At 47.6% G+C, this 25,048-nt stretch carries 19 protein-coding genes; 5 read left to right on the forward strand and 14 right to left on the reverse strand.

The genetic code is table 11. The annotated features are described in order from the left end of the window. Window positions 1-53: 53 nt before the first annotated feature. Window positions 54-1,259 (reverse strand): type II secretion system F family protein, encoded by a 1,206-nt coding sequence (locus ACN5NT_RS20825; RefSeq protein ID WP_419176755.1) that lies wholly within the window; start codon window positions 1,257-1,259, stop codon window positions 54-56. 432 nt (window positions 1,260-1,691) lie between these two features. On the opposite strand from ACN5NT_RS20825, the gene ACN5NT_RS20830 reads away from it, so the two are divergent. After that, window positions 1,692-1,937, forward strand: coding sequence for a PxxKW family cysteine-rich protein (locus ACN5NT_RS20830; protein ID WP_419176756.1), 246 nt, complete (start codon window positions 1,692-1,694; stop codon window positions 1,935-1,937). A 130-nt stretch (window positions 1,938-2,067) separates the two neighbouring features. On the opposite strand, the gene ACN5NT_RS20835 is transcribed toward ACN5NT_RS20830, so the two are convergent. From ACN5NT_RS20835 to ACN5NT_RS20845, 3 genes are all read right to left on the reverse strand, one after another. Then, entirely contained in the window at window positions 2,068-3,378 is a 1,311-nt protein-coding gene (locus ACN5NT_RS20835; RefSeq protein ID WP_136798011.1) for a UDP-glucose dehydrogenase family protein, read from the reverse strand. A gap of 116 nt (window positions 3,379-3,494) precedes the next feature. Continuing rightward, complete coding sequence (locus ACN5NT_RS20840) at window positions 3,495-4,184, reverse strand: YggS family pyridoxal phosphate-dependent enzyme (RefSeq protein WP_419176757.1); 690 nt, start codon at window positions 4,182-4,184, stop codon at window positions 3,495-3,497. Next, on the reverse strand, window positions 4,181-5,023 hold the full coding sequence (locus tag ACN5NT_RS20845) for a TatD family hydrolase (RefSeq protein ID WP_419176758.1): 843 nt from the start codon (window positions 5,021-5,023) through the stop codon (window positions 4,181-4,183). Before ACN5NT_RS20845 ends, ACN5NT_RS20840 begins: the two co-directional genes overlap by 4 nt. Before the next feature lie 554 nt (window positions 5,024-5,577). Here ACN5NT_RS20845 and ACN5NT_RS20850 point away from each other — a divergent pair. The 3 genes from ACN5NT_RS20850 (at window position 5,578) to ACN5NT_RS20860 (ending at window position 9,527) form a co-directional block, all read left to right on the forward strand. After that, the gene (locus ACN5NT_RS20850) at window positions 5,578-5,976 is read left to right on the forward strand and encodes a roadblock/LC7 domain-containing protein (protein WP_136798013.1); all 399 of its coding nucleotides are present in this window, start codon (window positions 5,578-5,580) and stop codon (window positions 5,974-5,976) included. A gap of 83 nt (window positions 5,977-6,059) precedes the next feature. Beyond that, window positions 6,060-6,665 (forward strand): GTP-binding protein, encoded by a 606-nt coding sequence (locus tag ACN5NT_RS20855; RefSeq protein ID WP_136798014.1) that lies wholly within the window; start codon window positions 6,060-6,062, stop codon window positions 6,663-6,665. A gap of 12 nt (window positions 6,666-6,677) precedes the next feature. Beyond that, window positions 6,678-9,527, forward strand: a complete 2,850-nt coding sequence (locus ACN5NT_RS20860) for a hypothetical protein (protein WP_419176759.1) — start codon at window positions 6,678-6,680, stop codon at window positions 9,525-9,527. 311 nt (window positions 9,528-9,838) lie between these two features. Here the strand turns inward: ACN5NT_RS20860 and ACN5NT_RS20865 are convergent, their stop codons facing one another. The 8 genes from ACN5NT_RS20865 to ilvB all read right to left on the reverse strand — a co-directional run bounded on the left by ACN5NT_RS20865 (window position 9,839) and on the right by ilvB (window position 16,947). Beyond that, window positions 9,839-10,669 carry a cytochrome b N-terminal domain-containing protein gene (locus tag ACN5NT_RS20865; RefSeq protein WP_419176760.1) on the reverse strand — a complete coding sequence of 277 codons (831 nt, stop codon included), beginning with the start codon at window positions 10,667-10,669 and terminating at the stop codon, window positions 9,839-9,841. A gap of 41 nt (window positions 10,670-10,710) precedes the next feature. Further along, window positions 10,711-11,133, reverse strand: a complete 423-nt coding sequence (locus ACN5NT_RS20870) for a ubiquinol-cytochrome c reductase iron-sulfur subunit (protein ID WP_136798017.1) — start codon at window positions 11,131-11,133, stop codon at window positions 10,711-10,713. 41 nt (window positions 11,134-11,174) lie between these two features. Continuing rightward, the gene (coaD, locus tag ACN5NT_RS20875; protein WP_136798018.1) at window positions 11,175-11,678 is read right to left on the reverse strand and encodes a pantetheine-phosphate adenylyltransferase; all 504 of its coding nucleotides are present in this window, start codon (window positions 11,676-11,678) and stop codon (window positions 11,175-11,177) included. After that, window positions 11,675-12,286 (reverse strand): 16S rRNA (guanine(966)-N(2))-methyltransferase RsmD, encoded by a 612-nt coding sequence (rsmD, locus tag ACN5NT_RS20880; protein WP_136798019.1) that lies wholly within the window; start codon window positions 12,284-12,286, stop codon window positions 11,675-11,677. Before rsmD ends, coaD begins: the two co-directional genes overlap by 4 nt. Before the next feature lie 189 nt (window positions 12,287-12,475). Next, the gene (gene pssA, locus ACN5NT_RS20885; protein ID WP_419176761.1) at window positions 12,476-13,240 is read right to left on the reverse strand and encodes a CDP-diacylglycerol--serine O-phosphatidyltransferase; all 765 of its coding nucleotides are present in this window, start codon (window positions 13,238-13,240) and stop codon (window positions 12,476-12,478) included. 349 nt (window positions 13,241-13,589) lie between these two features. After that, window positions 13,590-14,252 (reverse strand): phosphatidylserine decarboxylase family protein, encoded by a 663-nt coding sequence (locus ACN5NT_RS20890; RefSeq protein WP_419176762.1) that lies wholly within the window; start codon window positions 14,250-14,252, stop codon window positions 13,590-13,592. 286 nt (window positions 14,253-14,538) lie between these two features. Then, window positions 14,539-15,027 (reverse strand): acetolactate synthase small subunit, encoded by a 489-nt coding sequence (gene ilvN, locus ACN5NT_RS20895; RefSeq protein ID WP_136799779.1) that lies wholly within the window; start codon window positions 15,025-15,027, stop codon window positions 14,539-14,541. A 219-nt stretch (window positions 15,028-15,246) separates the two neighbouring features. After that, complete coding sequence (gene ilvB / locus ACN5NT_RS20900) at window positions 15,247-16,947, reverse strand: biosynthetic-type acetolactate synthase large subunit (RefSeq protein WP_419176763.1); 1,701 nt, start codon at window positions 16,945-16,947, stop codon at window positions 15,247-15,249. A gap of 748 nt (window positions 16,948-17,695) precedes the next feature. Here ilvB and leuA point away from each other — a divergent pair. Continuing rightward, a complete protein-coding gene (leuA, locus tag ACN5NT_RS20905) occupies window positions 17,696-19,375 on the forward strand; it encodes a 2-isopropylmalate synthase (protein WP_419176764.1) in 1,680 nt (559 codons plus the stop codon). A gap of 784 nt (window positions 19,376-20,159) precedes the next feature. Here leuA and ACN5NT_RS20910 read toward each other — a convergent pair. Both ACN5NT_RS20910 and ACN5NT_RS20915 read right to left on the reverse strand, forming a co-directional pair. Further along, window positions 20,160-20,558, reverse strand: a complete 399-nt coding sequence (locus tag ACN5NT_RS20910) for a hypothetical protein (RefSeq protein WP_419176765.1) — start codon at window positions 20,556-20,558, stop codon at window positions 20,160-20,162. 1 nt (window position 20,559) lies between these two features. Further along, window positions 20,560-24,393, reverse strand: coding sequence for an RHS repeat-associated core domain-containing protein (locus ACN5NT_RS20915; protein ID WP_419176766.1), 3,834 nt, complete (start codon window positions 24,391-24,393; stop codon window positions 20,560-20,562). Window positions 24,394-25,048 lie beyond the last annotated feature (655 nt).

A 25,048-nucleotide genomic window follows, 5' to 3' on the forward strand; every position in this document is an offset into this window, starting at 1 on the left:
AGAGATGCTCCAGTGGTGGCACACGAAGAAAAGATGATGTGTTATTGTTGGCTCTAGACAACGCTGGCTATCTTAAAGATCGGCAGATACATGGCGACGACAAGTCCACCGATCATACCACCGAGAAAGACCATCATGAAGGGCTCGATCATTGCGGTGAGATTGTCAACGGCTTGATCAACCTCATCGTCATAGAAGTCGGCAATCTTTTCAAGCATTGTATCAAGAGCACCGACTGACTCGCCGACATTGATCATTTGCACGACCATATTGGGAAAGACACCACTTTCCTCAAGTGGTTCTGCGATAGGACGACCTTCAGCAATGGAGTCACCTACACGAAAGACAGCTCGTTCAATAATTCTATTTCCTGCGGTCCTGGCCACCACCTGCAGCGCTTCAAGAATTGGAACACCCGATTGGAGCATGGTGCTCAGGGTGCGGGTAAACTTGGCTACAGCAACTTTGCGAAGAAGAACACCGACTACCGGCATCTGCAGAAACACCTTATCGAAAAACAAGGAACCTTTGTCGGTGGAGTAGATTTTTTTGAAAATTACACCACTGAGCACCAGGCCTATTATCATGTAGAAGATATTGTTTTTAAAAAAATCACTCATGTCTACAACAATCTGGGTAGGAGCCGGTAGGGTGGAACCAAAATCAGCGAACATCGATTTAAATACCGGGACAACAAAGACCAGGATAACTGCCAGAATGAGAAAGGAGATGGCCAGGCAGATGGTCGGATAGGTCATGGCGCCTTTGATACGCTTCTTGAGAGCCATGGCTTTTTCCATGAAAACGGCCAGGCGGGAAAGAATCGTATCGAGGATACCACCGGTTTCGCCGGCCTCGATCATATTAGTGAATAGTTTATCGAAAACCTTGGGATGTTTACGCATGGAATCAGCAAGCGTAGAGCCGGACTCGACATCGACCCTGATATCTTTGAGAACGTTTTTGAAAGTGGCATTACTCTGCTGCTTTTCAAGAATTTCCAGGCATTGCACGAGAGGCAGACCAGCATCGATCATGGTGGACATCTGGCGGGTAAAGACAACAATGTCCTTACCGGTAACCTTAGGTTGGAAAAGTTCAACATTTTCAAACAGGTCTTTAGGCTTTTCCTTGACGACTGGGTTGGTAATACGCAGTCTTTTTACCTGGGCGAGAGCAGCCGCTTGATCAGGGGCCTCTATTTCTCCTTTCCGTTTTTCTCCAAAGGAATTTTTTCCTTTCCAAATGTAGACAGGCATGCTTCTCTCCCGGTGGATATGTTAAACTAAAGTCGCTAACGAATTCTCATGGAAATCGAACACATCTAAACGATAGAATTTGCAAGGCACTATATTACAAGATTTTAAAGAATACAAGAAAACTAGCATCTTTGGCCTGCTTATCCTGTTGAAATTATTGTATCGTTGCAGTAAGCATTGTGATTATACTTTCTGTAGTGTGTTGATTGGGCATGAAGACGGACAGCGTGCAGTGAATTTATAGGTGGAGTTGAGGAAAATTTGCAAATAAACTGTTTTGTGTTGTTTGAAAAATGATTATCTGTTAATTTGTTGTGTTCTGAAATTGAGCGGCTGAACTGTACCATGGTCGGCGAGTTCGCTGACCGCGTCCTTTTGCTTTTCGTTAGCAGATGGGTGTAGGTTTGTATATCGAATCGGAGGATTTTTATCATGCAGAAAGAAACTGCAGCGAGCTATAAAGAAAGAAATTTCAAACCTGTTGTAGAAAAATGCGACGGTTGCGAAAGGATGGTTGAAGAAGAAGGTACCAAATTCTGTCAGAGTTACCTGAACCCTGATGCAAAATGGCGTTTGGGGATTTGCAACTTTGCAACCCATGCCAAGCCTGAAATCACTGTCACCAAAGTCAGGGTTAACCCACTGAAGGCAGCGAAGAGAGCCTCCAAGGGCAAGTAATCGCTTTTTCACAGGGTTTTCCGGAAAAGAAAATGGCCGTATCGCACATGCGATACGGCCATTTTTTTTTGTTTCCCCAAAACAGGTTGCGGCGGAACCCTGCTGAACTTCGCCGCAACTCTGCTGAAGCTTATCTTCTGCCTACACCTGTATAGGTAAACCCTTTGCGTATAACCTGCTCCGGCAGGTAGACATTGCGCAGGTCGATGAAGACGTCCCCACGCATGATTGATTTAAGCTGATCGAGGTCAAGGGCCCGGTACTGGTTCCATTCAGTCAGGAGGATCACCGCATCAGCGTCTCTGCAGGCATCATATGCATCTTCGGTATAGTTGATTGCCGCAGGCAGCAGATGCCTGGCCTCGTCCATACCCTGTGGGTCGTGGGCTTTGATTTTGGCACCTTTTTCAATGAGGGCAGGCAATATCGTTATAGAGGGTGCGTCCCGCATATCATCTGTTTCAGGTTTAAAGGTAAGCCCAAGCACGGCGATGGTCTTACCCGCCTCGCTCCCACCCAGGGCGTCGCGTATTTTTTTGACCATCTTGGCTTTTTGGGCGGCGTTCACTTCCACGGTCGCCTCGACAACCCTGAGGCTCTGACCATGTTCCTGGGCGATTCTCATCAATGCCAGGGTATCCTTTGGGAAGCAACTGCCGCCGTAACCAGGACCGGGATGGAGGAACTTTGAGCCGATTCTGCCGTCCATGCCGATACCTTTGGCAAGGGAGGTGACGTCTGCTCCGATGGAGTCGCAGAGCAGAGCAATCTCGTTGATGAAGCTGATCTTGGTGGCAAGAAAGGCGTTTGCTGCGTATTTCGTCAGCTCGGCGGTTCTGATATCGGTTTTAACGATTGGGGTCTCACGGATGTAGAGAGGTTTGTAGACTTCTCTCAGGATCTGTTCGGCATCCTCTGTTTCAACGCCTATCACTACCCGATCGGGGCGCATAAAGTCGTTGATTGCGGCTCCCTCACGCAAGAACTCCGGGTTGGAGGCAACGTCGAACTGAGCCTCGGGGTTTACCTCGCGAATAATACGGGCCACCTGATCCGCGGTACCAACTGGTACCGTGGATTTATCGACAATTACTGTATAGTTCCGAATCAACGGGGCTATTTCCCGGGTAGCCTCAAAGATGTACGTGAGATCAGCATACCCATCGCCACGGCGGCTGGTTGGGGTGCCCACAGCGAGAAAAATCGCTTCAGCCTGGGGGATTGCCTCCTCGAGGGAGGTAGTGAATTTGAGTCGGCCTTCCTGGAAGTTCTTTTCGACCAGTTGATCAAGGCCCGGTTCATATATCGGTATCTCACCGTTTAACAGCTTTTTGATCTTGATCTCGTCCTTGTCGACGCAGGTGACGTGATGGCCGAACTCGGCGAAGCAGGTTCCAGTTACAAGGCCGACATATCCTGTGCCGATCATCGTGATTCTCATCGTTTCTCCCGTGTATTCTGATGTTCTTTGTTAAATATGAAATAATTAAACTGAGTCAACTCTGTTTACTTTTGATTTCGGACAATGAGCTTAAAAAAAAGCAGTTTAAGAATATTCTACTTTCTCTGGCCAAAAATTGCGGTTCCGACCCTGATTATAGTGGCACCTTCTTCAATTGCCACGTGATAGTCGTTCGACATCCCCATGGAGAGTTCAACCCGGCGTTCATTGGCGAACAGCCCTTTGCCGGCCAGGGAGTCAGCGAGTTGTTTGAGTTGCCTGAAGTATGGTCGTGCATCTTCAGGGTCGTCGGTAAAGGGTGGCATGGTCATCAGTCCGATTACTTCAAGGTGTGGCAGTTGACCTATCTCGCGAAGGAGCTGCTCCGTCTGTTGTGCTGCCATGCCGGATTTTTTTTCATCTTCCCCTATATTGACCTGCAGCAGGATCTTCATTGAGCGACCCAGGTCTTCAAGATGACGATTGAGGGTATTGGCAAGTTTAAAACTATCGATAGTTTCGATGACATCGAAGATCCGTGCGGCGATTTTTGCTTTATTCCGCTGCAGGTGGCCAATGAAGTGCAAAGTGCATTTGCCGCCGAGTTGGGCGGCTTTTTCTTCAGCTTCCTGAATGTAATTCTCACCAAAGACAGTGTGACCAGCTGCATACGCCTCTTCGATAGCAGTTACGGGGAAGCGTTTGGAAACAGCCACCAGTTGAATCTCGTCAGGTTCACGCCCGCAAGATAACGCGACTGTATTAATTTTATCGTATATTGCCTTCAGATTTGTATCTATGCTCATTGTAATTTTCCTGTTGTTGGCAGATTGAGTTGAAACACCCTAATGGCGTTACGGGTCGTCTGCCTGGCGATGTCGTCTAAATCCATGCCACGCAGTTCTGCAATACAGGCTGCGGTGAAAATGACATTGCCCGGCTCATTTCGTTTACCTCGCAGGGGGTGAGGAGATAGGAAGGGGCCGTCCGTTTCAACCAGCAGTGACTCAAGCGGTATTGCCCTGGCGACGTGCTGAAGTTCAGTAGCATTTTTAAAAGTGACTACGCCGGGGAGTGAAATATGAAGACCAAGGTCAATAACCTCCCGGGCAAGACCGATGTCACCTGAAAAACAGTGCATAATACCGCCGTTTTCTGTCGCGCCGGATTCTTTGAGGAGCTTGAGGGTATCCTGGTGTGCTTCCCTGTCGTGAATCACGATCGGCAGTCCGAGTTCTCTGGCAAAAGAGAGCTGTCTGGCAAAGTGACGACGTTGATTGTCTGCCGCTGAATACTCTTTTACATAATCAAGGCCGATTTCTCCATAGCCGACTATGTGTTCTCTCTGTTTTTCCACCAGGTCTCCAAGTGCCAGGTAGGTTTTATCGGTAACGTTGTCGACATCATGGGGGTGTATGCCGATGGTGGCGGAGATGTTTTGATGGGCGGCAGCAAGTTCTGTGGCTCTTATCGAGCTTTGCAGGTCGATACCTATAGTTATGATATGACCTATTCCGTGTTGTTCAGCACGGGCCAGCACCTCATCAAAATCTTCCTGGTATGCATCCATGTCGAGGTGACAATGGGTATCTATAAGTTTAACCCCACTGGAAAGTTCAGGGAAAATAATTTTTCGTTTAGACACTACGTTTACTCCATTTATAAGGTAACAGCGCCTGATAATGTTGTACGGCGTGTTGGTTTATTAATAAAAGATCGCCGCTACTATAAGCGCATATTCCGCGAATTGAAAGTGGCCAGTAGGAAACTCAACACGAATTTAATATAAGTCGATCGGGAAGAGAGAACCATTTTGCCTTTATGGGTCGATATGAAAAAAAATCAGATAGGAAACACGATGGGCGAGGGGCAGGGACCACTGATAACCGGCGTATGAATTTGAAAGAAAAGAAAAAAATATCTTCATATACCAAAAAAACTATCGTATAGTCCTTTCAGCAAGTTTTAACTACCTTCCGGCCCTGGCGGGCTTCATACTGTTAGTGAAATTTGCAGAAGTGAGGGGAGGTGAGTTCATGTAGACCGGGTGATGTTCGGCTTAAGTTAGAGGTTATAACCCGAATGAGAATTTTCATTGCATATCCTGTCACCATTTCCGTGTATTACACGGTATTACAGACACCAAGGAAATAACAGCAAACCGTACCATATGCCCCCAACCACGAAGAGGTAAGCAGCATGAATTATGGGATTGTCAGTCAGGAACAATTAGAACAGATAGATACTCTATTAGCAGATAAGCTGATCAGTCTTGGTGTCGATTGTGTGATCATAATTGACATGGCAGGAAACATCATCACTGCGAAAGATAACGGTGAAAACAAGTATGACGTTTACTCCTTTGCGGCACTGGCTGCCGGAAATTTTGCCACTGTAGATGCAATGGCCAAACTTGTTGGTGAACAGGAGTTTTCATTACTTTTCCATAAAGGTCAGGATTCCAATATCCATTTTAGCAAGATCGACGATGAGTTATTACTGATTTCAATGTTCGGTAAAGAAATATCGCTAGGATTTTTACGCCTGAATGTGGTCGATGTAATAGAAAAGATTCGCAAGATTTGGGAAAAGCAATAGTCACTCCACAGAGGTTGTTCATGTCGCAGGCAGGCGCTTTGCCGGCAGCAGAAGTTTCAAAGTAGAATGTGGGAGGTGGAGCGTTGAGCTTTATTAATCTAAAAGACAAAGTCGTTCAGGTAAAGATCGTTTACTACGGTCCTGGCAGGTGTGGTAAAACAACCAACCTTGAATACATAAACACTGCTTACAGAAAACAGATTGTCTCAGAGATGGTGAGTTTAAAGACCCATGGAGACAGAACATTGTTTTTCGATTTTCTGCCGTTTGATATGGGGCAAATCAAGGGATATGACATAAAAATACAGCTTTATACCGTACCAGGTCAGGTGAAATACAACGCCACACGTAAACTGGTTTTGCGCGGCGTGGACGGTATTGTTTTTGTCGCTGATGCAATGGCAAAACAGAGAGAGAAGAATATCCGCTCCCTGAACCAACTGCATGAAAATCTCCAGTCATATAAAGAGTCGATTTTCAATATTCCGCTTGTTATGCAATATAATAAAGTCGATTTGAAGGAGCATGGCATAGAGATACTGCCAACTGAGGTCCTGCAGAATGATTTGAACAGCAGGCTGAAAGTTCCATATTATGAAGCGAGTGCCATCACCGGGTATAATGTTGCCGAGACATTGAAGAAAATAATTTCTTCCACTGTTGTTTCGATTCAGAAAAAATTACTCTAGAGGGAATAGGCGGTGGAACAGTATACAGAGAGTCAGTACGATGATGACCTGACAATAGATAATGAAGAGTACGATGATTCTTTTGAAACAAGCGATTTTGATCTATTTGCGTTTGCAGGCGAAGATGACTCTCCAATATCTCGTTTAAAAACTCTGGTACTATCCCTGGATTGGGAAATTACTGATACCGTTCTACAGCAATTCAACGACGAAATAGTTGACCTCAAAGATGTATGGGCAGATGACAAAATCAACATGGTCTATCTGCAAGCACTTGAAAAGATAGGGAAATATATCTATCGAGAAAAGGCGGATGCTCATCCTAAATCCATCAGGCTGCTTCTCAATATGTACTACAATCTCGAACGTATTGTTCTCTCTGATGAGTTGGATGCCGCCGAGAAGAAGCAGATCTTGATTCAGGATGTTCGCCGCTTTGAAAAACTCAAGAAACTCATCTCTGGCCCGGCGCTGGATGAAGAGGTGCCGGTAGATGAGCGTGGTGGTGTTATGGAACCAGATGTAGCTGAAGTGGTGGTTGAGCAGCAGACAGCTCCAGAGCTTTTTGAACTGAAAGCTCTGGTTTTTGGGATTGACTGGGAAATTACGGAGCAGCAACTCCTTGAATTACGTAATGAAGTGAAGAACCTGCAGCAGGTATACGCAGATAGCAGGCCGAGGCTGGTATTTCTTCAGGGAATCGGCACGATCGGCACCTATATACGAAAGCGTAAAGTAGATTCCCATCCCGATGCTTTTAAGATTCTCAGATCTTTTTTTGATGGACTGGAGAAAATTGTTCAGACTCCGGGGATAACCCTTGATGAGGAGAAGAAAGTCCTGATCCCCGAGGTGAGGAAGTTCGAAGCCTTCAAGAAGATAATTGAAGTAGAAAAATCCGCCCCCAAAAAGGAATTCGCACCTTCAGCGTCAGGCCCAATAGAGGCTGCGGCATCAGTAACACCTGCAATTGCGCCTGCTTTTTCTGATCTGCCTGATGATGGTGTTCGAGGTTTTCAGGAAGAGGAAGAGGCTGCTGCACTTGGTGCCGATAACTCCGCAAATGTAGATGCACGATTAAGCAGCTTTTTTGGCGATGGACAAAAGGCTGCAGGTGAAAAGCCGGTTCAGGCAAAGCGGAGTACCGAAGAACAAGAAGCGGAAAAATTCAGTGCTGCTTTCTTCGGCGCGGATACGGGAACTGATGAGCCTTGCCTCACAATAGATCGTGAGGCCGCACTCAAGGGTGTTGAGGTGGAGACGGATGCTGATGACGATTCGGACGAGGAGCGATTGCCCGCATTCGGTGGTGATATTGCTCCGGCATTAGCCGATTCTGATGAAATCAGCTCTTTCAGTGAGCAAGAATTGTCAGAAGCTTCTGTTGCTGCGCCTGCAGAACCTGCGGCGGAACTCAGAGCTGAGGTTCCTGCTATGCCTGTGGTGGCAAAAAAAGAAATTGTTGAACCATTCTCTGAGCCTGCTACTGAGCCGGTGGTGGAACCATCTGCCTCGACTGTTGATTCGGCAGAAGATGAGATCGATGATCGGCTGGCATCATTTTTTGACACAGACGACGGTGGTATCGCTGCTCAGTCAGCCCCATCTTTTTCCAGTACACCTGCTGAACTTGCTTTGCAGGGTGTCGATGTCGAGACAGATGGAGACGAGGATAATGACATTGAGTTGGAGCCTATTACCGGACCGGCACTTGGCGGATTTGAGCCTGAGCCTGAGCGGGGGCCTTCACCTGCTTTTGAATCTGCGCCTGCCCTTCAGGTAATTGAACCCGCACCCGAAGAAATTCAACAGCGAGCTCCAGTCGAAGAAATTTTTGAGGAACCTGTTGCTCAGTCGGAGCCGGCACCTTTTAAGCCTGCTCCCGCTTTTGCCGACCTCGAAAATATCGAAGAGGAAAGTCCTGAAAGAGACCAGCCGGAAAGTGATATTGAGTCCGAAGTTGTCAGTGAGGTAGAGAGTCAGCTCGACCAGTTCTTTAATTTCGAAGCGCCTGCCCAGGCTGAACTGCCGCCCGAGGAGGAGCAGGTAGTTGTCGAGTCTGCGAACGAGGAAGTAGAACCGGTTGTTGCTCCTGAGGTAGTTGAAGCAGATATCATGGAGGCATTACCACCGGATGAACCTTTTGCAGCCGAACCTCAAGAGGACGAAATTGTCTTTGATCTGGCTGAAGAAACTGAATTTGTGGTTGAAGACCTTTCTGTCGAGTTCGAACCAGAGGCAGAAGAGATCAACGTACCCGCCGAAGCTGCTGAAGAGGCTGTCGCCGAACAGGTCGAGGAACCTGTTATTCAACAGCAGACCGAGAGATTCGCAGAACTTCAGGGCTGCATCCAGTCGCTTGAATTGCAGCTCGACGATAGCATTATTACCGGCCTTTATTCAGAACTGAAGCAACTGCGGGAGAGTGCGGTAAACACTTCTCTTGAGAAAAGTTATCTGCAGCTTATTTCTACCGTGTGTCAGCACATAGATAAGTTCAGGTACGATTCAGATGACAGATCAAACGGTTTACTGCAGGCTATACTGAGTGATCTGCAAAAATCATCTGTTGTTGAGCCTGCCGCGGCGCAGGAAACATTGCTGACCCACACCGGTAATGTCTTGCAATGGCAGCATGAGATGCTTTCTGAGGCGGCAGAGGCCAGAGCCGCGCGTAAAGTATCTCATGAGCAAGAACAACCTGTTGCAGAAAGCTATCAGACTGAAAAAACTGCAGCAACCCCGCAACAGCTGCTTTCTGATCAGCAGTTGGCCGATGTGGTCCGTCGTGAGATCGATATGCTCCGGGATACCTTGAAACGAGAGATAAACGAACTCCGTAAGGCAATGAATAACAAGTAATCGCTTTCAATGCGCCAGTGCAGCAGGCTGGGTAATGAGGTCGAAAAGAGAAGAGGGCTTGATCTGAAAAAGATCAAGCCCTCTTTTTTATTGAGGATATAACCAGTGACCCTGGCTCATTCGGCTACCGGTAAATAGCCCGGAATTTGAAAGGTTCGCTAGCCAGCCAGACTTGAGCCTTAAGCTACTTCCCGCCTTCCTGGCCCATTTCTCCTCACTTTCTGAAGATGAAAATCAGCGGTAATTAATAAGTAATACGAAAGAATTATAAGTGCAGGTTGGCTGGCCTTTAGAAATGCCTGGGGCTGGATTTATCTGATCCAGGCCACGAAAGTGAGAATAGCGTACACGATGAGCCAGACATAAAGAAACCAGAGCAATGCCCTGTAGTATCTGTTTTGATTTCGGGCATAGAGCAGGGCAACGACAAAAAGCAGCGGGTAGACTACACCTGCAAAGAGCGGGTGAAAATAGCGCAGCAATTCCTGCAGGCCAAGAAAAAACCAAGGACCGGAGATGTAGGTTACGCCAAGCTTTTCAGGTTCTATGGGTGCGGCCGTGAAAAAGCAGAATACTGCGATAAGGCAGATAGCCACTGTATGATCTGCCACTTGTACCCTGTAGCGCCGCAGATGGTCCCAGGCAAGTATCAGCCAGAGTATATCAAGGCTTATCATATGGTGAACGTAGACTCTCTGCATTCCCCGATTCGAAATATCGAAGAGCAGGGAGTTCAGGGTATCACCCATGAAAGGGATGGTTTTCAGGATTGCCTCGGCGATCATGCCCGCTGAGAAACCGGTACTGTCAGCGCGTAGCACGTAGCCGGTAAACAGCAGGAAGAGGCCGACAGTCATCGAGAAAATGAGCAGGGCCCAGTCGCGGAATGAATATTTTTGTGCCTCTCCGTAAACGGCAATAAGGTGAACGCAGCCAAGTAGGAAGAATGCCTGGCTTGAATAAAAATGGAGTGAACGAAAAAACTCACCAAAGGGTATGAGCAGGTCTATAGAGCTTACAGAATAATAGGGATCGGCCACATCATATTGCAGACCGACTACAACTCCTGAGAGAAGAGACAAATAGAGGCTGACAAGGCACCAGGCCCCCCATTTGAGGGACTTGAATTTTAACCACATCATTTGCGCCGCAGCCGTTTGAGGAGGCATGGAGGAGGAGTCCATCAGGTGGTCACCACGTAATAGGGTGCGGTATCACGTTTTTCCACGGAATAGACGGTTAAGTGCTCCTTGGCCGGGCCGTGAAGAACAGTACCACCTGGTGAAAAACGTGACTGGTGGCAGGGGCACTCAAGCACGCCGTCTTTTTCGTGATAATTAATTTTACACCCGAGATGAGTGCATTTTCGTGATACCGCCCAGCAACCATCTTTCTGGTCAAAAAGGATGAAATCGTTATGACTCAGCACGCCGTTGGTTGGTTTACTGCTGTGGATTTCCACCAGCTTCGGTCGCCTGGGGACTTCATATCCGATAAATTTCAGCAATGGGTAGAGCAGGGCAAGCAGTCCTGTAGCAAGAACTGTCCTGCGTGTCTGCAATTTCTTTTTTCGCAATTCTGTTTTTGAACCTGACTGATCGACCATACTGCTATTCAGCTAATTACTCTATCCGGGTTAATCTGTGATTAAGCAAATTTTTCCTTCAACATCCGGGAAACATGAGGTGGCACCATGCTATCCACATTGCCGCCGTGGCGGGCTGCATCTCGAATAATTGAGGAACTGATAAAAATCCAGCGCAATCCAGGCATCAGGAAGATGGAGTCGACTTCGCGCTCGAGTTTCCTGTTCATCAGTGCGAGCTGGAACTCGTAGTCAAAATCGGAAACAGCACGGAGACCGCGAATGATAGCAGTGGCTTTGCGGTTTGCAGCGTATTCAACCAGGAGACCTGAGGCAGAGTCAACCTCGATACGATCGCCTTCATCGGAAAATGATTCACGTATCATCTCCATCCGTTCCTCGAGGGTAAATAAGGGGCTCTTGGAAGGGTTGAGTGCGATGGTGACTATGACCTTGTCAAAGAGGTTGAGCCCTCTTTTAATGATATCGATATGGCCAAAAGTAATGGGGTCGAATGTGCCGGGATAAATGGCAATTGTGGGGCGTGTAGGTACAGGAGTGCTCATGAACGAACCTCAGTTTCGGTTAGGTGACGCGGAGAGTAGAGCCAGAATCCAGTTTCACCATAGATTCTTTGATCAGTCAGGTTCAGTACACCACAACATTCGGGCAATGATTCAGAAGAACGCTCTTCGGCAACTACCAGGCATGACCCGGATAGAATCTCACCATTACCCAGATATTCCAGAACTTTAAGTGATAACCCTTTGGAATAGGGTGGGTCAAGGAAAATAAGGTTGAATGGCTGGCTTTTGCCGAACTCTGTGACCTGCGGCGGAATCCCTTTGCGAAGGTCATAGCGGATAGCAGCTACTTTGCAGTCGTGCTGTTCAGGTCTGCAGGCAGCTATATTGCGATGGATTATATCTAGGGCCTGCTTGTTCTGTTCGACAAGAATAACTTCAGTCGCTCCCCTGCTGAGAGCTTCGAGGCCGAGTGCGCCTGTACCTGCAAAAAGGTCGAGTACCCGAAGTCCATCGAAGGTGTCAACTTTACCTCTCAGGATATTAAAAAGAGATTCTCTGGCCCGATCTGAAGTCGGCCTGATATTTTGTGTCTGGCCGGGCGGGGCGACAAGTTTGCGCCCTTTGGCCCATCCGCTGATAATTCTCAATGTCTTCTGTCAGGTATATATAAGGGTAAAAGCCTGGTGTTTCAGCTTAATGAAAAGAAGATTCTTTTCTAAGTTAAAATGGCGATGTGAGTAAGGAACACGGGCTAAAGAACATCAGACTCAAGGTATGTTGATGGGCTCGACGTCATACTTCTTTCACCTGACTCCCTTCTTGGTATTTTTTCGATTTTACGGGGCTTGCTTATGGTCCGCTTTCCCGTCGGTGCCCTGCACCGCCAACCGTTTGAACTGACGATATATACCATAAATCGGACCGGAGGGTATATAAAGCGCCGCGATCACAAATAGCATAACCTGAGGTTCGGCAGCAATAAGAATAAAGACAAGAAGACAAAATACCAGCAACTGAAAATTCCGCCTTTTGCTCATCTGGGGTGGTTGCTTGAAGCTCAGATACATGTGGTTTGAGACCATCAGGTACGAGAGAGAGTACACTAAAATGAGCAGAGAAATATGGGTTACTGCTCCGGGAATACCGAGGAAATTGCAGAAAAGTACAGAAGAAGAGATTGCACCGGCAGCGGCAGGACAGGGCAGGCCGATAAAGTTCTTCGATGTGCCGGGTTGGGAGTTAAACCTGGCGAGGCGAAGGGTGGTCGTGGCAACGTATAAAAAAGCGGCCAGCCAACCGTACCTGCCATATGGCTGAAGCGCCCAGAAGTAGGCAAGCAGGCCGGGGGCAACACCAAAAGAGACAGCATCACAGAGTGAGTCCAGTTCCTTGCCGAAGGTACTGGTTGTTCCTGTCATCCTGGCTACACGGCCATCGATCCCGTCGAAGACCGCAGCAACGATGATCGCTACGGCAGCCACGGTGTATTCGCCTTTTACGGCGCTGAGGATGGAATAAAAACCACAGAACAGGCTGGCTATGGTGAACATACACGGCAGCGGATAAAACTTGGAACTCATCTCCTGCTCAGGTTGGCTCATATTTCATCTCTTAGGTATTTAGCGGTGAGTAATATTACGGTCGGTGCCCGACCAGTTGAAATTACCGAGAGTATAAAGGATGGATTGGTAAAAGGCAAAGTAATCGGCTTATTAAAAAACTGCAGGAAAAAGCGGTGGATGTTGGACATAACGGCAGGTTGGACGTGGGACGTTGGAGGTGGGACGTAACTGCTACTGCAGGGAAAGGCGTGTGAGGTGGTAGGTGTGAAGGGAGAGGAGAGACTGCAACAGCGAACAGCGAACTGCGACTGCAGAAAAGGCGTGGGAGGTGAGAGGAGTGAGGAGGAAGTGTTTTTTCACCTAACCCCTCACACCTCACTCCTTACAATTATTTTGTCGTTTCAGGCGTTTTTAAACGAGCCAGGATAGTCTCGCCGGCACGTACCTTCTGCCCCATCTGGACATGAATTTCAGAATCGGCAGGAAAGTAAAGGTCAACACGGGAGCCAAATCGAATCAAGCCCATGCGTTCACCTTTTTTAATCGTGTCACCATTTTCGAGCCAGCAGATAATGCGGCGGGCAATAAGCCCGGCGATCTGCACGAAGGCTACCTTATGGCCGGCGCTGGTTTTCATAACCGTGCCACAATATTCGTTTTGCAACTCACCTTTTTCTGTATCTGCGGCGTAGAATTTGCCGGGTTGATAGACAATGCGCTCCACTGTGCCGCTCATTGGATTGCGGTTCACATGAACATTGAAAACATTCATGAAGATAGAGAGCTTAAACGCCTCGCCACCGGTGAAGGTGTCGTCCTGAACCTTTCTGACAACGATAATCTTCCCGTCTGCAGGTGAGATAAGTGCATCCTCATCTTCGGGCACGAACCGTTCCGGATCTCTAAAAAAGCTGAGCACAAAAGCTGTGAGCAGCAGGCCGACCAACGCCAGCAGGGTGTACCCGAGCAAAGCAAGCACAATGGTGACAAAAGCCATAAAGCCGATAAAGGGATAACCCTCAAGGGCAACGGGGACTTTAGGTTTTAACATGGATATTCCTCGAATATGTGTAAAGTCAGATTACTTGTAAACTCAGCTGGTTGCGTGAGGAGTGAAGCGAGAGGGGAAATGCCTGAATAATGTGTTCTATGAAGACTATCGCTAACACATCGCATTTGCGAGACGTTTACTTCCAGATGAATGTAAACGTCTCACTCCTCGTCACTCACTCATGACAATCCCAAAGTGAGACTCATTGCGAATCACGATATATAACACACTGCGTCAGGCTTACTAAGCGGTAGTTTTGACAAATAGCAAGAAAGAACAAAATTACTTATTTCTTTTTGTCTGCCCTGGCCATGGCAATGGTACCGGTACGAATAATTTCTTTGATACCGATTGGGCGCAATATATCGATAACAGCCTGTATTTTTGAAGCAGGGCCTGTTACCTCTACCGCGTAACTCTTGGCGCTGACATCCACCACCTTGCCGCGAAAAATATCAATAACACGCAGAACTTCAGCTCGTGTTGTTGATTCCGCCTTGACGCGAATGAGCACCATCTCACGTTCTACATATTCTTTTTCACTGATGTCAGTCACCTTGATGACATCAATAAGCTTATGCAGCTGTTTGGTGATCTGCTCGATAATGGAATCATCACCCCTGGAAACCAGGGTAAGGCAAGAAATTCCGGGCTCAAGGGTCTCTGCCACACAGAGACTTTCAATATTGTAGCCACGACCGCTGAACAGACCAGTCACCCGCGACAATACACCCGGCTTATTCTGCAGCAGAACCGATATTGTATGACTTTTCATATAGTTATCCTGTATCATTCGCGCCAACTAAACACGAAATTTATCTCTCAAATCTCTCAAAATCTGTATGACGAAGTTGTGCTGGTTTTTGCATTTACCAATCAATCCGCCAGTACTGTCAAGATGCGCCGATATTTTGGCAAGCACTTCTGTCCGCTATAGCCGTACCTATGCGGACAAGAAGTGATCGGCAAAAGATGGGTGCATATTGGCAGTGCCCTACACCAGAAGCATTTCGGTATTCGCCTTCCCCGCCGGCACCATCGGATAAACACCCTCCTCCCGATTAATATTGAAGTCCATGACAACGATATTATCGGTGGCGAGCGCCTCCTTGATTACCCCTTCGACCTCGCTCTTCTTGGTAGCCCTCAGGCCGACTGCGCCAAAAGCCTTGGCGAGTTCAACAAAGTCGGGTGCGACCTCCATAACAGTGGAGGCATAGCGCTTATTGTAGAAGAGCTCCTGCCATTGACGAACCATGCCGAGATAATTGTTATTGAGAATGGCCACCTTTACCGGCAACCCCTGCTGCTTGGCTGTGGCAAGTTCCTGAATGTTCATCTGGATAGAGCCGTCACCGGCCACATCGATAACCGTCTTGTTCGGAAATGCCATCTGCGCACCAATTGCCGCAGGTAAACCAAAGCCCATGGTGCCGAGGCCACCGGAGGTGACGAAATGGCGGGGTTTATCAAAACGGTAATATTGGGCCGCCCACATCTGGTTCTGGCCTACCTCGGTGGTGATGATTGCATCGCCGCCGGTCAACTCCTCAAGCTTCTGGATCACGTATTGCGGCTTGATGATAATATCATCGTCGTGGAACCGCATCGGATGCTCTTGCCGCCATTCCTTAATGGTATCAAACCACGGCTGGTGTCGGGCAGCTTCTTCCTTGATGTCGAAGTTGGTTTCAGCGTCAAAATACTTGTTCATCGCCTGCAGGGCGTATTTGCAATCGGCAACGATAGGAACATCGACGCTGACATTTTTACTGATCGAAGTCGGGTCGATATCTATGTGAACGATTTTGGCGTTCGATGCAAATTCCTCGAGCTTACCTGTAACACGGTCGTCAAAACGGGCACCTACCGCGATCAGCAGGTCAGACTGGGCAACCGCCATATTAGCAGTGTAAGAACCGTGCATGCCAAGCATACCGAGCGACAGCTCATGGGTGCCGGGGAAACCTCCCAGGCCCATCAGGGTCATGGTGACCGGGATGTTCAGTCTGGTCGCAAGCTTGGTCAACTCATGGCTGGCATCTGAGAGAATCACTCCGCCACCCACATAGAGCACCGGCTTGCGCGCTTTCATAATCAGCTTGCAGGCTTTGGTAATCTGGCCGATATGGGGCTCATAGGTGGGTTGATAATTCTGCATGCGGATCGGCTTCTTCTCAGGATAGCTAACCAGGCTGGCCACAAGATCCTTGGGAAGATCGACCAGTACCGGGCCGGGCCGACCGGTGCGGGCAATGTAAAACGCTTCACGCAATACCGGAACGATATCATCTTTGTTGGATACCAGGTAGTTATGCTTGGTGCAAGGCCTGGTAATGCCGACGATATCAACTTCCTGAAAAGCATCGTTGCCAATCAGGTGGCGGGGTACCTGCCCGGTAAGGACAACCATGGGGATGGAGTCCATATAGGCGGTGGCGATACCAGTCACGCCGTTAGTCGCACCGGGGCCGGAAGTGAGCAGTGCCACTCCGACTTCACCGGTTACCCGGCTGAAGGCGTCGGCTGCATGAACAGCTCCCTGCTCATGTCGCACCAGTACGTTATCTATGTCGGAATCCATCAGCGCATCGTACAGGTCGATGACAGCGCCGCCGGGATAACCGAATAGTGTTTTAACTCCCTCCTCCTGGAGGCACTTGATAATAGCTTGGGCGCCGGTGATTTTTCCCATTAAATTCTTCCTCTTGTATAGATTTCTAGGGCGATAGTTAGCCTGGATATTTCTCGAAGATTGTAATCTGGTTTTTTGAGTAGCTTGTTATAAATAATACCCTTTGGGATGGACTGTAGAATGTCCTCCAATGTATTGTTTATTATTTAATAATAGGCTGATTATCTGCTTTTTTCATGCAATATCATGGGCAGAGGATGTTGAAAAACCAGTGGAATTAGGTTGAGAATGCGAAATATATATGCCCATACGACAGATGTCAACCATCAAGACTGTTGCAGGAATTACGATGAGTTGAACCATCAAACAGTGATGAGCCTCTTTCCGGCATATGGCTTTTAACCTACTGTCGAGACAGGAAAAGCCTGCTGTATTGTCCTCATCCCCTGGGACGGGAATCGAGTCTTAACTGAAAAAGCCGCTTGACATCCATAAGATTTAGCGTTTAGTTTGAATCCTATAATATAATTTCATACTAATCACTATTTTTTGAATAAAAGAATTCTTCGAAGGCATAATAGATTATGAGAATCCTGCTTCTTTCCCTACTACTTAGTCTACTGGCAAGCACCGCGGCCAGCGTGGGGGAGTTGTAGGCAGATTCTACACATATATCCCTTAAAGGCCGCGGTTGCAAAACCGTGGCCTTTTTTTTTGTAAAAAGCCAGTGGGGCGTGAGCAGTTGTCGTTGCAGTTACGTCCAACACCCAACGTCCAACATCCAACTTGTCGTTTTAGGAGAAAATCAATGAACCCCGAAGCAGTGAGCAAATATCGCCCATTTCCAAAGATTGATCTGCCTGGGCGCACCTGGCCGAACAATGCGATTACCAAGGCACCAACCTGGTGCAGTGTCGATCTTCGCGACGGCAATCAGGCCCTTATCCAGCCCATGAGTCTGCAGAAGAAGCTGGAAATGTTCAAGCTGCTTTGTGAGATTGGTTTTAAAGAGATCGAAGTAGGCTTCCCATCCGCTTCCGAGGTCGAGTTCGAGTTCACCCGCAAGCTGATTGAAGACGACCTGATCCCGGATGGTGTGGTGATTCAGGTACTCACCCAGGCGCGGGAGCATCTCATCAAAAGAACGTTCGAGTCGATCAAGGGTGCCAAGGAAGTTATCGTTCATATCTACAACTCCACTTCAACCCTGCAGCGACGCACGGTCTTCAATATGGGCCGTCAGGAGATCATCGACATCGCCATCGAGGGCGTGAAGCTGCTCAAAGAAGAAGAACAGAAGTACCCGGAGACAAGGTTCCGCTACGAATATTCGCCTGAGAGTTTCACCGGCACCGAGATGGATTTTGCCCTTGAGATCTGCGAGGCGGTGATGGCTGAGCTGGAGCCGACCCCGGACAACAGACTTATCATCAATCTGCCTGCAACCGTAGAGCTTTCGGCCCCGAATATTTATGCAGACCAGATCGAGTGGTTTTGCACCAATATGAAGAATCGCGAGTCAGCCATCATCAGCCTCCACGCCCACAACGATCGTGGCTGTGCGGTTGCTGCAACCGAGCTTGCCCTTATGGCGGGCGGCGACAGGGTAGAGGGCACCCTGTTCGGCAATGGTGAACGAACCGGTAATGTCGACCTCATTACCCTCGCTCTCAATATGTTTACCCAGGGCGTGAACCCTGAGCTTGATATCTCTGACATGAACCATCTGGTTGAGGTGTATGAACGCATCTGCCGTCTGCCGGTTCACCAGCGGCACCCGTATGCCGGCGAGCTGGTCTATACCGCTTTCTCCGGTTCCCATCAGGATGCGATCAATAAAGGAATGACCGCCTACGATATCGCAGATTCAGGCCTCTGGGAGGTGCCGTATCTGCCCATCGACCCGACCGATGTCGGCCGCACCTACGAGTCGATTATCCGTATTAACAGCCAGTCCGGCAAAGGCGGTGTCGCCTATATCATGGATAAAGAGTTTGGCTTCAAGATGCCTAAAAAGATGCATCCTGAGTTCGGCAAGATCGTTCAGGCAGTAACGGATAAAGAGGGCAGGGAGCTTCAGACCAAAGAGCTTTACCAGGCTTTTGATCAGGTTTACCTTTCGGCAAGTGAGCCATATTCCCTGAAAGGCTTCCATGTGATAAAACGCCACATCGACGATGCAGACTCTTCAGCCGAAGTAGAGGCGGATGTACGCATGGGAGACGAGGTGAAAACCATCCACGCAATCGGCAACGGCCCGCTCGATGCCTTCTGTTCTGCCCTGAAAGCGGATATTACGGGTGATTTCAAACTCTGCAGCTACCACGAACACGCCTTAAACGGTGGTTCCTCAGCTCGCGCCGCAGCCTATATCGAAATAGAACAACCCCACGGCACCAAAACCTGGGGTGTAGGCGTCGATACCGACATCATCATCGCCTCCATCAAGGCGGTCCTCAGCGCTTTAAACAGAAAACAGATATCCTGATCTTCCCAGGGCCCGGCGGTTCCATGCCGGGCCCTCTCTTTTAGATGTTTGCCGTTGCAGTAGCAGTTGCAGTCCCGCAGTCGCCGTTGCTTTCCTCCTTTCCGCTGTTGTATTTCCGCCCCACCTGCTGTTTCGCTGTTGCAGTTGTAGTACCAGCCGTTCCCCCCCTCACACCTCTCTCCTAACTCCTCACCGATCTTTCCTCCCCCCTCCTAACCGTTTTTGTTCTGCATTTCCGTCCAACGTCCAACGTCCCACGTCCACCATCCAACCTGCAGTTCCGCAGTTCCCCCTCCCTGCTTTTGTAGTTCCGTCCAACATCCAACGTCCAACTCGCAGTTATGTCCAACATCCAACTAGCTGTCTTTCTCCTTCTTCAATCATGCATTTTTCCTGCTACGTAACTTTCGTACAATAAAACGTTAAAAATCAGGAACGATAAAACCCCATTGAAAGGTGCCGACTGCGGTCATAACAGCCCAGATTGCTATAGCTGATGTCTCTTGATCTAAACCAATAAGGGATAGAACATAATCAGCGATATTACTGGCGAGCACCCCAAACGGAAATGTTATCAAAGACATTTTGAGAAAGTAGGCGGTGTAGACTTCCTCATCAATCCAAGCACTCTCAAGGATCAGATACGAGCGAAGAATGTAGGTGCAGAGAGCAATCCCATATCGATAGAAAATAGAGATGTATCGATTTGTTCAATGACCTTTGTTCATGCCGCTTCTCAGGGACGCCACTTTCGGCAAGTATCTCTGATATTTTTTGAGCACTTCTATTTTCTAATTCTTCTTGCTGTTACCCCGGCAAGACTACCAATGCCAATCACTATGCTCCCCAAAACGAGGTAAATTGGAAATGTGACTTTAAGCCCGGCAAGACCAGAAAAATCAATGGTTGCTCCCAATTCCCCCGACAGGAAATGAACAAACGGCCCCAATACTGTTATTATTGGGATGTAAGATAATCCTATAGCTATATCAATTTTTTTCGAAAGAAATACAGCAGTAAAACCAGCCAGCACAGGAAGAAGCCACAGAAGAACCAAGACCAGATTTCTATCCAGGCCCAATCTGCTAAAAACATAATCTTTAAAGACAATTACACCTTCACTTAGAAAAACAAATATCACAATTATTAAAAAGCCTATCCACCACGCCTGAAATTTGCTCATCTCAATCTCCAAGCGTCGGACTATAAACAGGCATTGGGGTATAACCAATTTCCCCAGGTTGAGGGCCCGGGTTGATTGGCCAGTTAGGCCACAAACCTGCTGGTACTGAAACCCCACACTCTTTCATAGCTTGCTCAACACAATGACAACAATTGAAACTGGTGAAATGATATGCAGATCCTTGACAATTATTCATGGCCCTTTTAATGCACTCGTCTTTCTCTGGATCCTGCGGGTCTGTGCAAACAGTTCCATCTTGGTTGGGATCAGGATCAGGGTTCACCCCATTGGGATCAAAGCTTGAAGTAGTTCCATCGGCAAATTTGGAATAACAGTGTCTGGCGTAAGGAACAGGTAATAGCATATTTCTGTGACACATTTGAAATAACCCCAATGGGTCTATGAAGTTTACCGGATTATTATGGACATACGTGTAGAAGTTGCTTCCTCCTGAGAAACCAATGGGGTCCTCAGAAATGAACCTGCCCGTTGATGGATCATAATATCTGGCACGATAATAATAATGACCTGTTTCGCTGTCTAATTCACGTCCGCTGAAAAGATGGGTATTATTTGTTGTGCCAGTTGAAGATACCAGATTACCAAAAGAATCATATGAATATGAAGAGGTTATGGTCCCATTCGAGTCAGCAAGAGAAGTAATCGTTCCCAATCCATCGGCTAAAAAGTAGTTGGTTGCACCACCACGACGCATCACAAAAGGCTCATCAGTACGCCGGGAGTTAGTATAGTATGCCTTAATCCCTCCATTAGCGTCCAGCTCTTCAATAATTTCAATGCCGTCGTACAGGAATATGGTGGTATCCAATGATGATGACTTGTAAATACGCCTGCCGAATGGGTCGTATGTGAAGGTGACATTTTCACCGGATGCGGTGTCACTAAAACCCGTTAACTGGTTATTGGGGTTCCAGGTGAAATATTTTGTGTTTCCTGCTGTACTTTCACTCGTCAGGTTACCGTTATTGTCATATGTGTACACACTGTTTTGTGTTGCTGTAAGCTGGTTGGACAGATTGTAAGTATAGCTGTTTACCCCGATAGAACTCAGACGGTTCCATGCTGCATCGTATGCATAGCTTTCAACTACGGCCGCCCCCTGGTTTACCTCGGTAAGTTGATTCAGCAGGTCGTATGAAAAATTCAGGGTTTCTCCGGTGAGCAAGGATGTTCTGCTGGTACGATAGCCAACCGCATCCAGAGTGTATGATGCACCATCGAGGGTAGCCTTCTTCACTCCATGTTTAATGTTGAGCAGACGAGAGAGTTGATCGTAGGTATAGCTGGTTACAATGGAATTCGGTCTGGAGATCTGTGTTGTTCTTCCAAGGTCATCATAAGTAAACTGGAATTTTTTGCCGTCTGAATCGATCAAAGATTTGAGTTGGTTGATATTGTCATAGTCATATGTCGTCAGATTATTTTCAGGATCAATCATGGCGACAAGATTTGAAGCGGCATCATATTCATACGCGACCGTATACGTCTGACCTGGTAAAAACGTGTAACTGGTGCTTGTCTGACTCAGTCTTCCCAATTCATCAAATATGAACTGATATGTTCCTGTGGGATCATCAGCCTGAACAAGCCTGCTGAGGCTATCGTAGGCAAAAGAAGCGGTATACCCTGAAGAACTCTTTTCGGTAACCCGGTTGAGTGAGTCATAAAAGTATTCGATATATTGCCCGTTGCGATCCGTTTTATTAATCAGGTTACCGAGATTATCGTATGAATATGTTTCGAAAAGGTTAGAAGGGAATATGGTCTTGATGACTCTATTCAGGTCGTCATATTCGTAGCTGGTGGTACGGTTGAGTGTGTCTGCTACACTGATCAGGTTGCTTTCATTATCGTATGAGTAGGTAGTTTGATTGTTTGAGGCATCGATCACAGTGACAAGTCGATCTGCATCGTCGTACTGGAAAGCGGTGGTGATGTTGTTGGCATCGGTGAAGGAGGTTTGTCGCCCTCTATGGTCGTATACGTACGATGTGTTTGAATTGTCGGGGTAAATAACAGTCGTGAGACGATTCATGGAATCGTAATCGTATGATGTTACCTGTCCCAGGGCATCAGTCATGGATATCCGGTTTCCACGGTCGTCGTACTCAAAGCTCGTTACGTCTCTGAGCGCATTCTTTATTGACTCTACATAGCCTGGCGGTGTGTAATTGACTGTCGTTGCATTTCCCAGCGGATTTATGACCTTCGTCATATTTCCGGCATCGTCATATTCGAACTCAGTCAACGGACCTGGAATTGCCCCGCCGTCCGGTGATGGTTCGGTAATCGATATCAGGTTACCGTAGCTATCATAAAGATACGATGTGATATTACCCCTCGGGTCTTGAGTGCTTGATACCTCACTGAACGAATTATATGTGTAACTCCATGTGCCGACGTCGTTTGTGCGGGTTAGCGTGTTTCCTTTGGAGTCATAGGTGAATGAGGTTACATTGCCGTTGGCGTCTGTGCTGCTGAGACGATTTCCTTTGTCGTCAAGCGTGAAGGAGATATCATTGTCTGTGCCGCAAGTGCTGCATCCCGGCCCTTGAATGTCGGTCAGAAAATTGTGATTGGCGATTTTTGTGAATTGATAGTTGGTTGAGTTGGCGGCAGAATCGGTCAATATAGTCGAAGTGGCAGAAGGGTATAGGATGGAAATTGAGTCGACATTGTTCGCGCGTGAAGACGACAGCCCACGCCCGTTGGCGTCATAGCTGTGAGTCTCAAGAATTGCACCTTCACCATCGGTAACGGAGACAATGTTGTCATCCGTATCGTATTGATAATTGACCTGGCTTGAATCCGCATACGTGATCTGGGTTAATTTATTGTCAACATAATCGAATAAAGTGACCGACCCGACAGAATCATACGCGGACGTGGCAAGGTTGGAGTACAAAGGGTCATCATAGCTGTAGGATACCCATTGTCCGCCAGCTGCCGTTACCATTTCAATCCGACCCTGGCTGTCACGTGTGACCGTCGTCTCGTTACCATTGCGGTCAACTACGCTTGAGAGTAAGCCAGACTGGCTGAAAATCTTCTTATTTCCGTCTTTAAACGTCAAAATATATTGAGCAGCCGAAGTGTCGTAACTGAGTGAGGCGCTCCGGTTGGCCGGACTTTTCAGGCTATATGAGCAGAATGAGCAATCACTGGGCTTCCAGAATACCCAGGTGTTTCCCGTTCCTTGCCAGTGAATCGCGTAGCTGTCGTTGAGAACCTGCAGCTGTTCTTCAAAGCTACTCGTCCAGCCTTTACCGAACATGCCGGATTCAAAAGGCGGATTGGAGTGTTTCCATAAGCTGTTCCAGGTCCTTGTCACCGACAAGCCCTTTGCAATACCGGGTACCGAGTAGTCGGTTGCAGAGAGCCAGACATTGCCTGTCGTAAGGTTAATGGGGGCACCTGCCTGAGCCTCACATTCATCGCTGGGGCCGGGATCAGTGATATCCGGTGGTGGGAAAGTAATTTTGAATGAAACGTTGCCCAGCCAAAAATATGAATTTCCGGTCAGGGTTATTGACATTTTGTGAAAAGTAGAGGGTGGCTCGATCTGAGTATACGGTGAATAGACGATATACTCTTTGATCAGGCCCCCGGATACGTCATAAAAATGATACCCAATGGAGCCGCCAAGTAATCCATAGAACCCCATTGTATAATCTTCAGCCTCGGTTGGCGTCAGATCGACTGGGTCTACAAAGGCAATTGTTATGGCCCCAAAAAGAGATTCGTCATAATCGTTGAAGTAGGAAGGGTAGGTGATAATTGGAGGGGATTCCTCTCTAGAGAATAAAACTCCCAAATTTTGATATTGATCCGTTATGTATGTCCCTACGGGATACTCTTCGAATGTAATCGTGGCAGTATAGGCTTGCCTGGGGCCCAGAACCATTGCTGATAAGATTAGGAAATAGAATGCAATTAAATAAAATTTATTTAAGGCGGGAAGAACATAAGATAAGCATTTACATTTCTGCATGGTTGGATTCTCCAAGGCAATAAGTTTTATGTATTTGAAAAAACGATAAAACCGATCCCAAGTCTAGGCGATCCTGAGTTTATAACGCAACTGCTGCCACATAGCTATGTAAAAATGGTTAAGAAAAGTGTTAGGGGGAGCTGCTCGATTCGAGAACGGTTCATGAGATGGCTGCCATATGTTTCGCAGGTATCGAAGGGCGATATTGAAAAACACGCGGCAAGCAGAAAGGTTAGCATCTCCGATGAGGGATGCCCATTTCAGCTTCCTGTCCCACATGCAGCTGTAGTTTCAGCTCTTCTTCCCCTGTCCGGTCCTCTTGCTTCACGCTGTTCCAAATACATCCAACCTGTAGTTATGTGTCCCGTTCAACTTTCCACCAGCAGTTATGCTGTTAGAGTTTCAGTGCTCAAAAAACTGAACATATCAAACAGGTAGAGCCATGATAAGTGATATTTATGCAAGTATCTTGCTGTAA

The sequence above is a fragment of the Desulfosediminicola sp. genome (genome assembly GCF_048381775.1).
GTDB lineage: Bacteria > Desulfobacterota > Desulfobulbia > Desulfobulbales > Desulfocapsaceae > Desulfopila > Desulfopila ganghwensis.

Bases quoted from the DNA above. Each gene is read 5' to 3' on its own strand.
- ACN5NT_RS20825 (WP_419176755.1), bottom strand. From the start codon at position 1,259: ATGCCTGTCTACATTTGGAAAGGAAAAAATTCCTTTGGAGAAAAACGG.
- ACN5NT_RS20830 (WP_419176756.1), top strand. From the start codon at position 1,692: ATGCAGAAAGAAACTGCAGCGAGCTATAAAGAAAGAAATTTCAAACCT.
- ACN5NT_RS20835 (WP_136798011.1), bottom strand. From the start codon at position 3,378: ATGAGAATCACGATGATCGGCACAGGATATGTCGGCCTTGTAACTGGA.
- ACN5NT_RS20840 (WP_419176757.1), bottom strand. From the start codon at position 4,184: ATGAGCATAGATACAAATCTGAAGGCAATATACGATAAAATTAATACA.
- ACN5NT_RS20850 (WP_136798013.1), top strand. From the start codon at position 5,578: ATGAATTATGGGATTGTCAGTCAGGAACAATTAGAACAGATAGATACT.
- ACN5NT_RS20865 (WP_419176760.1), bottom strand. From the start codon at position 10,669: ATGATGTGGTTAAAATTCAAGTCCCTCAAATGGGGGGCCTGGTGCCTT.
- ACN5NT_RS20870 (WP_136798017.1), bottom strand. From the start codon at position 11,133: ATGGTCGATCAGTCAGGTTCAAAAACAGAATTGCGAAAAAAGAAATTG.
- coaD (WP_136798018.1), bottom strand. From the start codon at position 11,678: ATGAGCACTCCTGTACCTACACGCCCCACAATTGCCATTTATCCCGGC.
- pssA (WP_419176761.1), bottom strand. From the start codon at position 13,240: ATGAGCCAACCTGAGCAGGAGATGAGTTCCAAGTTTTATCCGCTGCCG.
- ACN5NT_RS20890 (WP_419176762.1), bottom strand. From the start codon at position 14,252: ATGTTAAAACCTAAAGTCCCCGTTGCCCTTGAGGGTTATCCCTTTATC.
- ilvN (WP_136799779.1), bottom strand. From the start codon at position 15,027: ATGAAAAGTCATACAATATCGGTTCTGCTGCAGAATAAGCCGGGTGTA.
- ilvB (WP_419176763.1), bottom strand. From the start codon at position 16,947: ATGGGAAAAATCACCGGCGCCCAAGCTATTATCAAGTGCCTCCAGGAG.
- leuA (WP_419176764.1), top strand. From the start codon at position 17,696: ATGAACCCCGAAGCAGTGAGCAAATATCGCCCATTTCCAAAGATTGAT.
- ACN5NT_RS20910 (WP_419176765.1), bottom strand. From the start codon at position 20,558: ATGAGCAAATTTCAGGCGTGGTGGATAGGCTTTTTAATAATTGTGATA.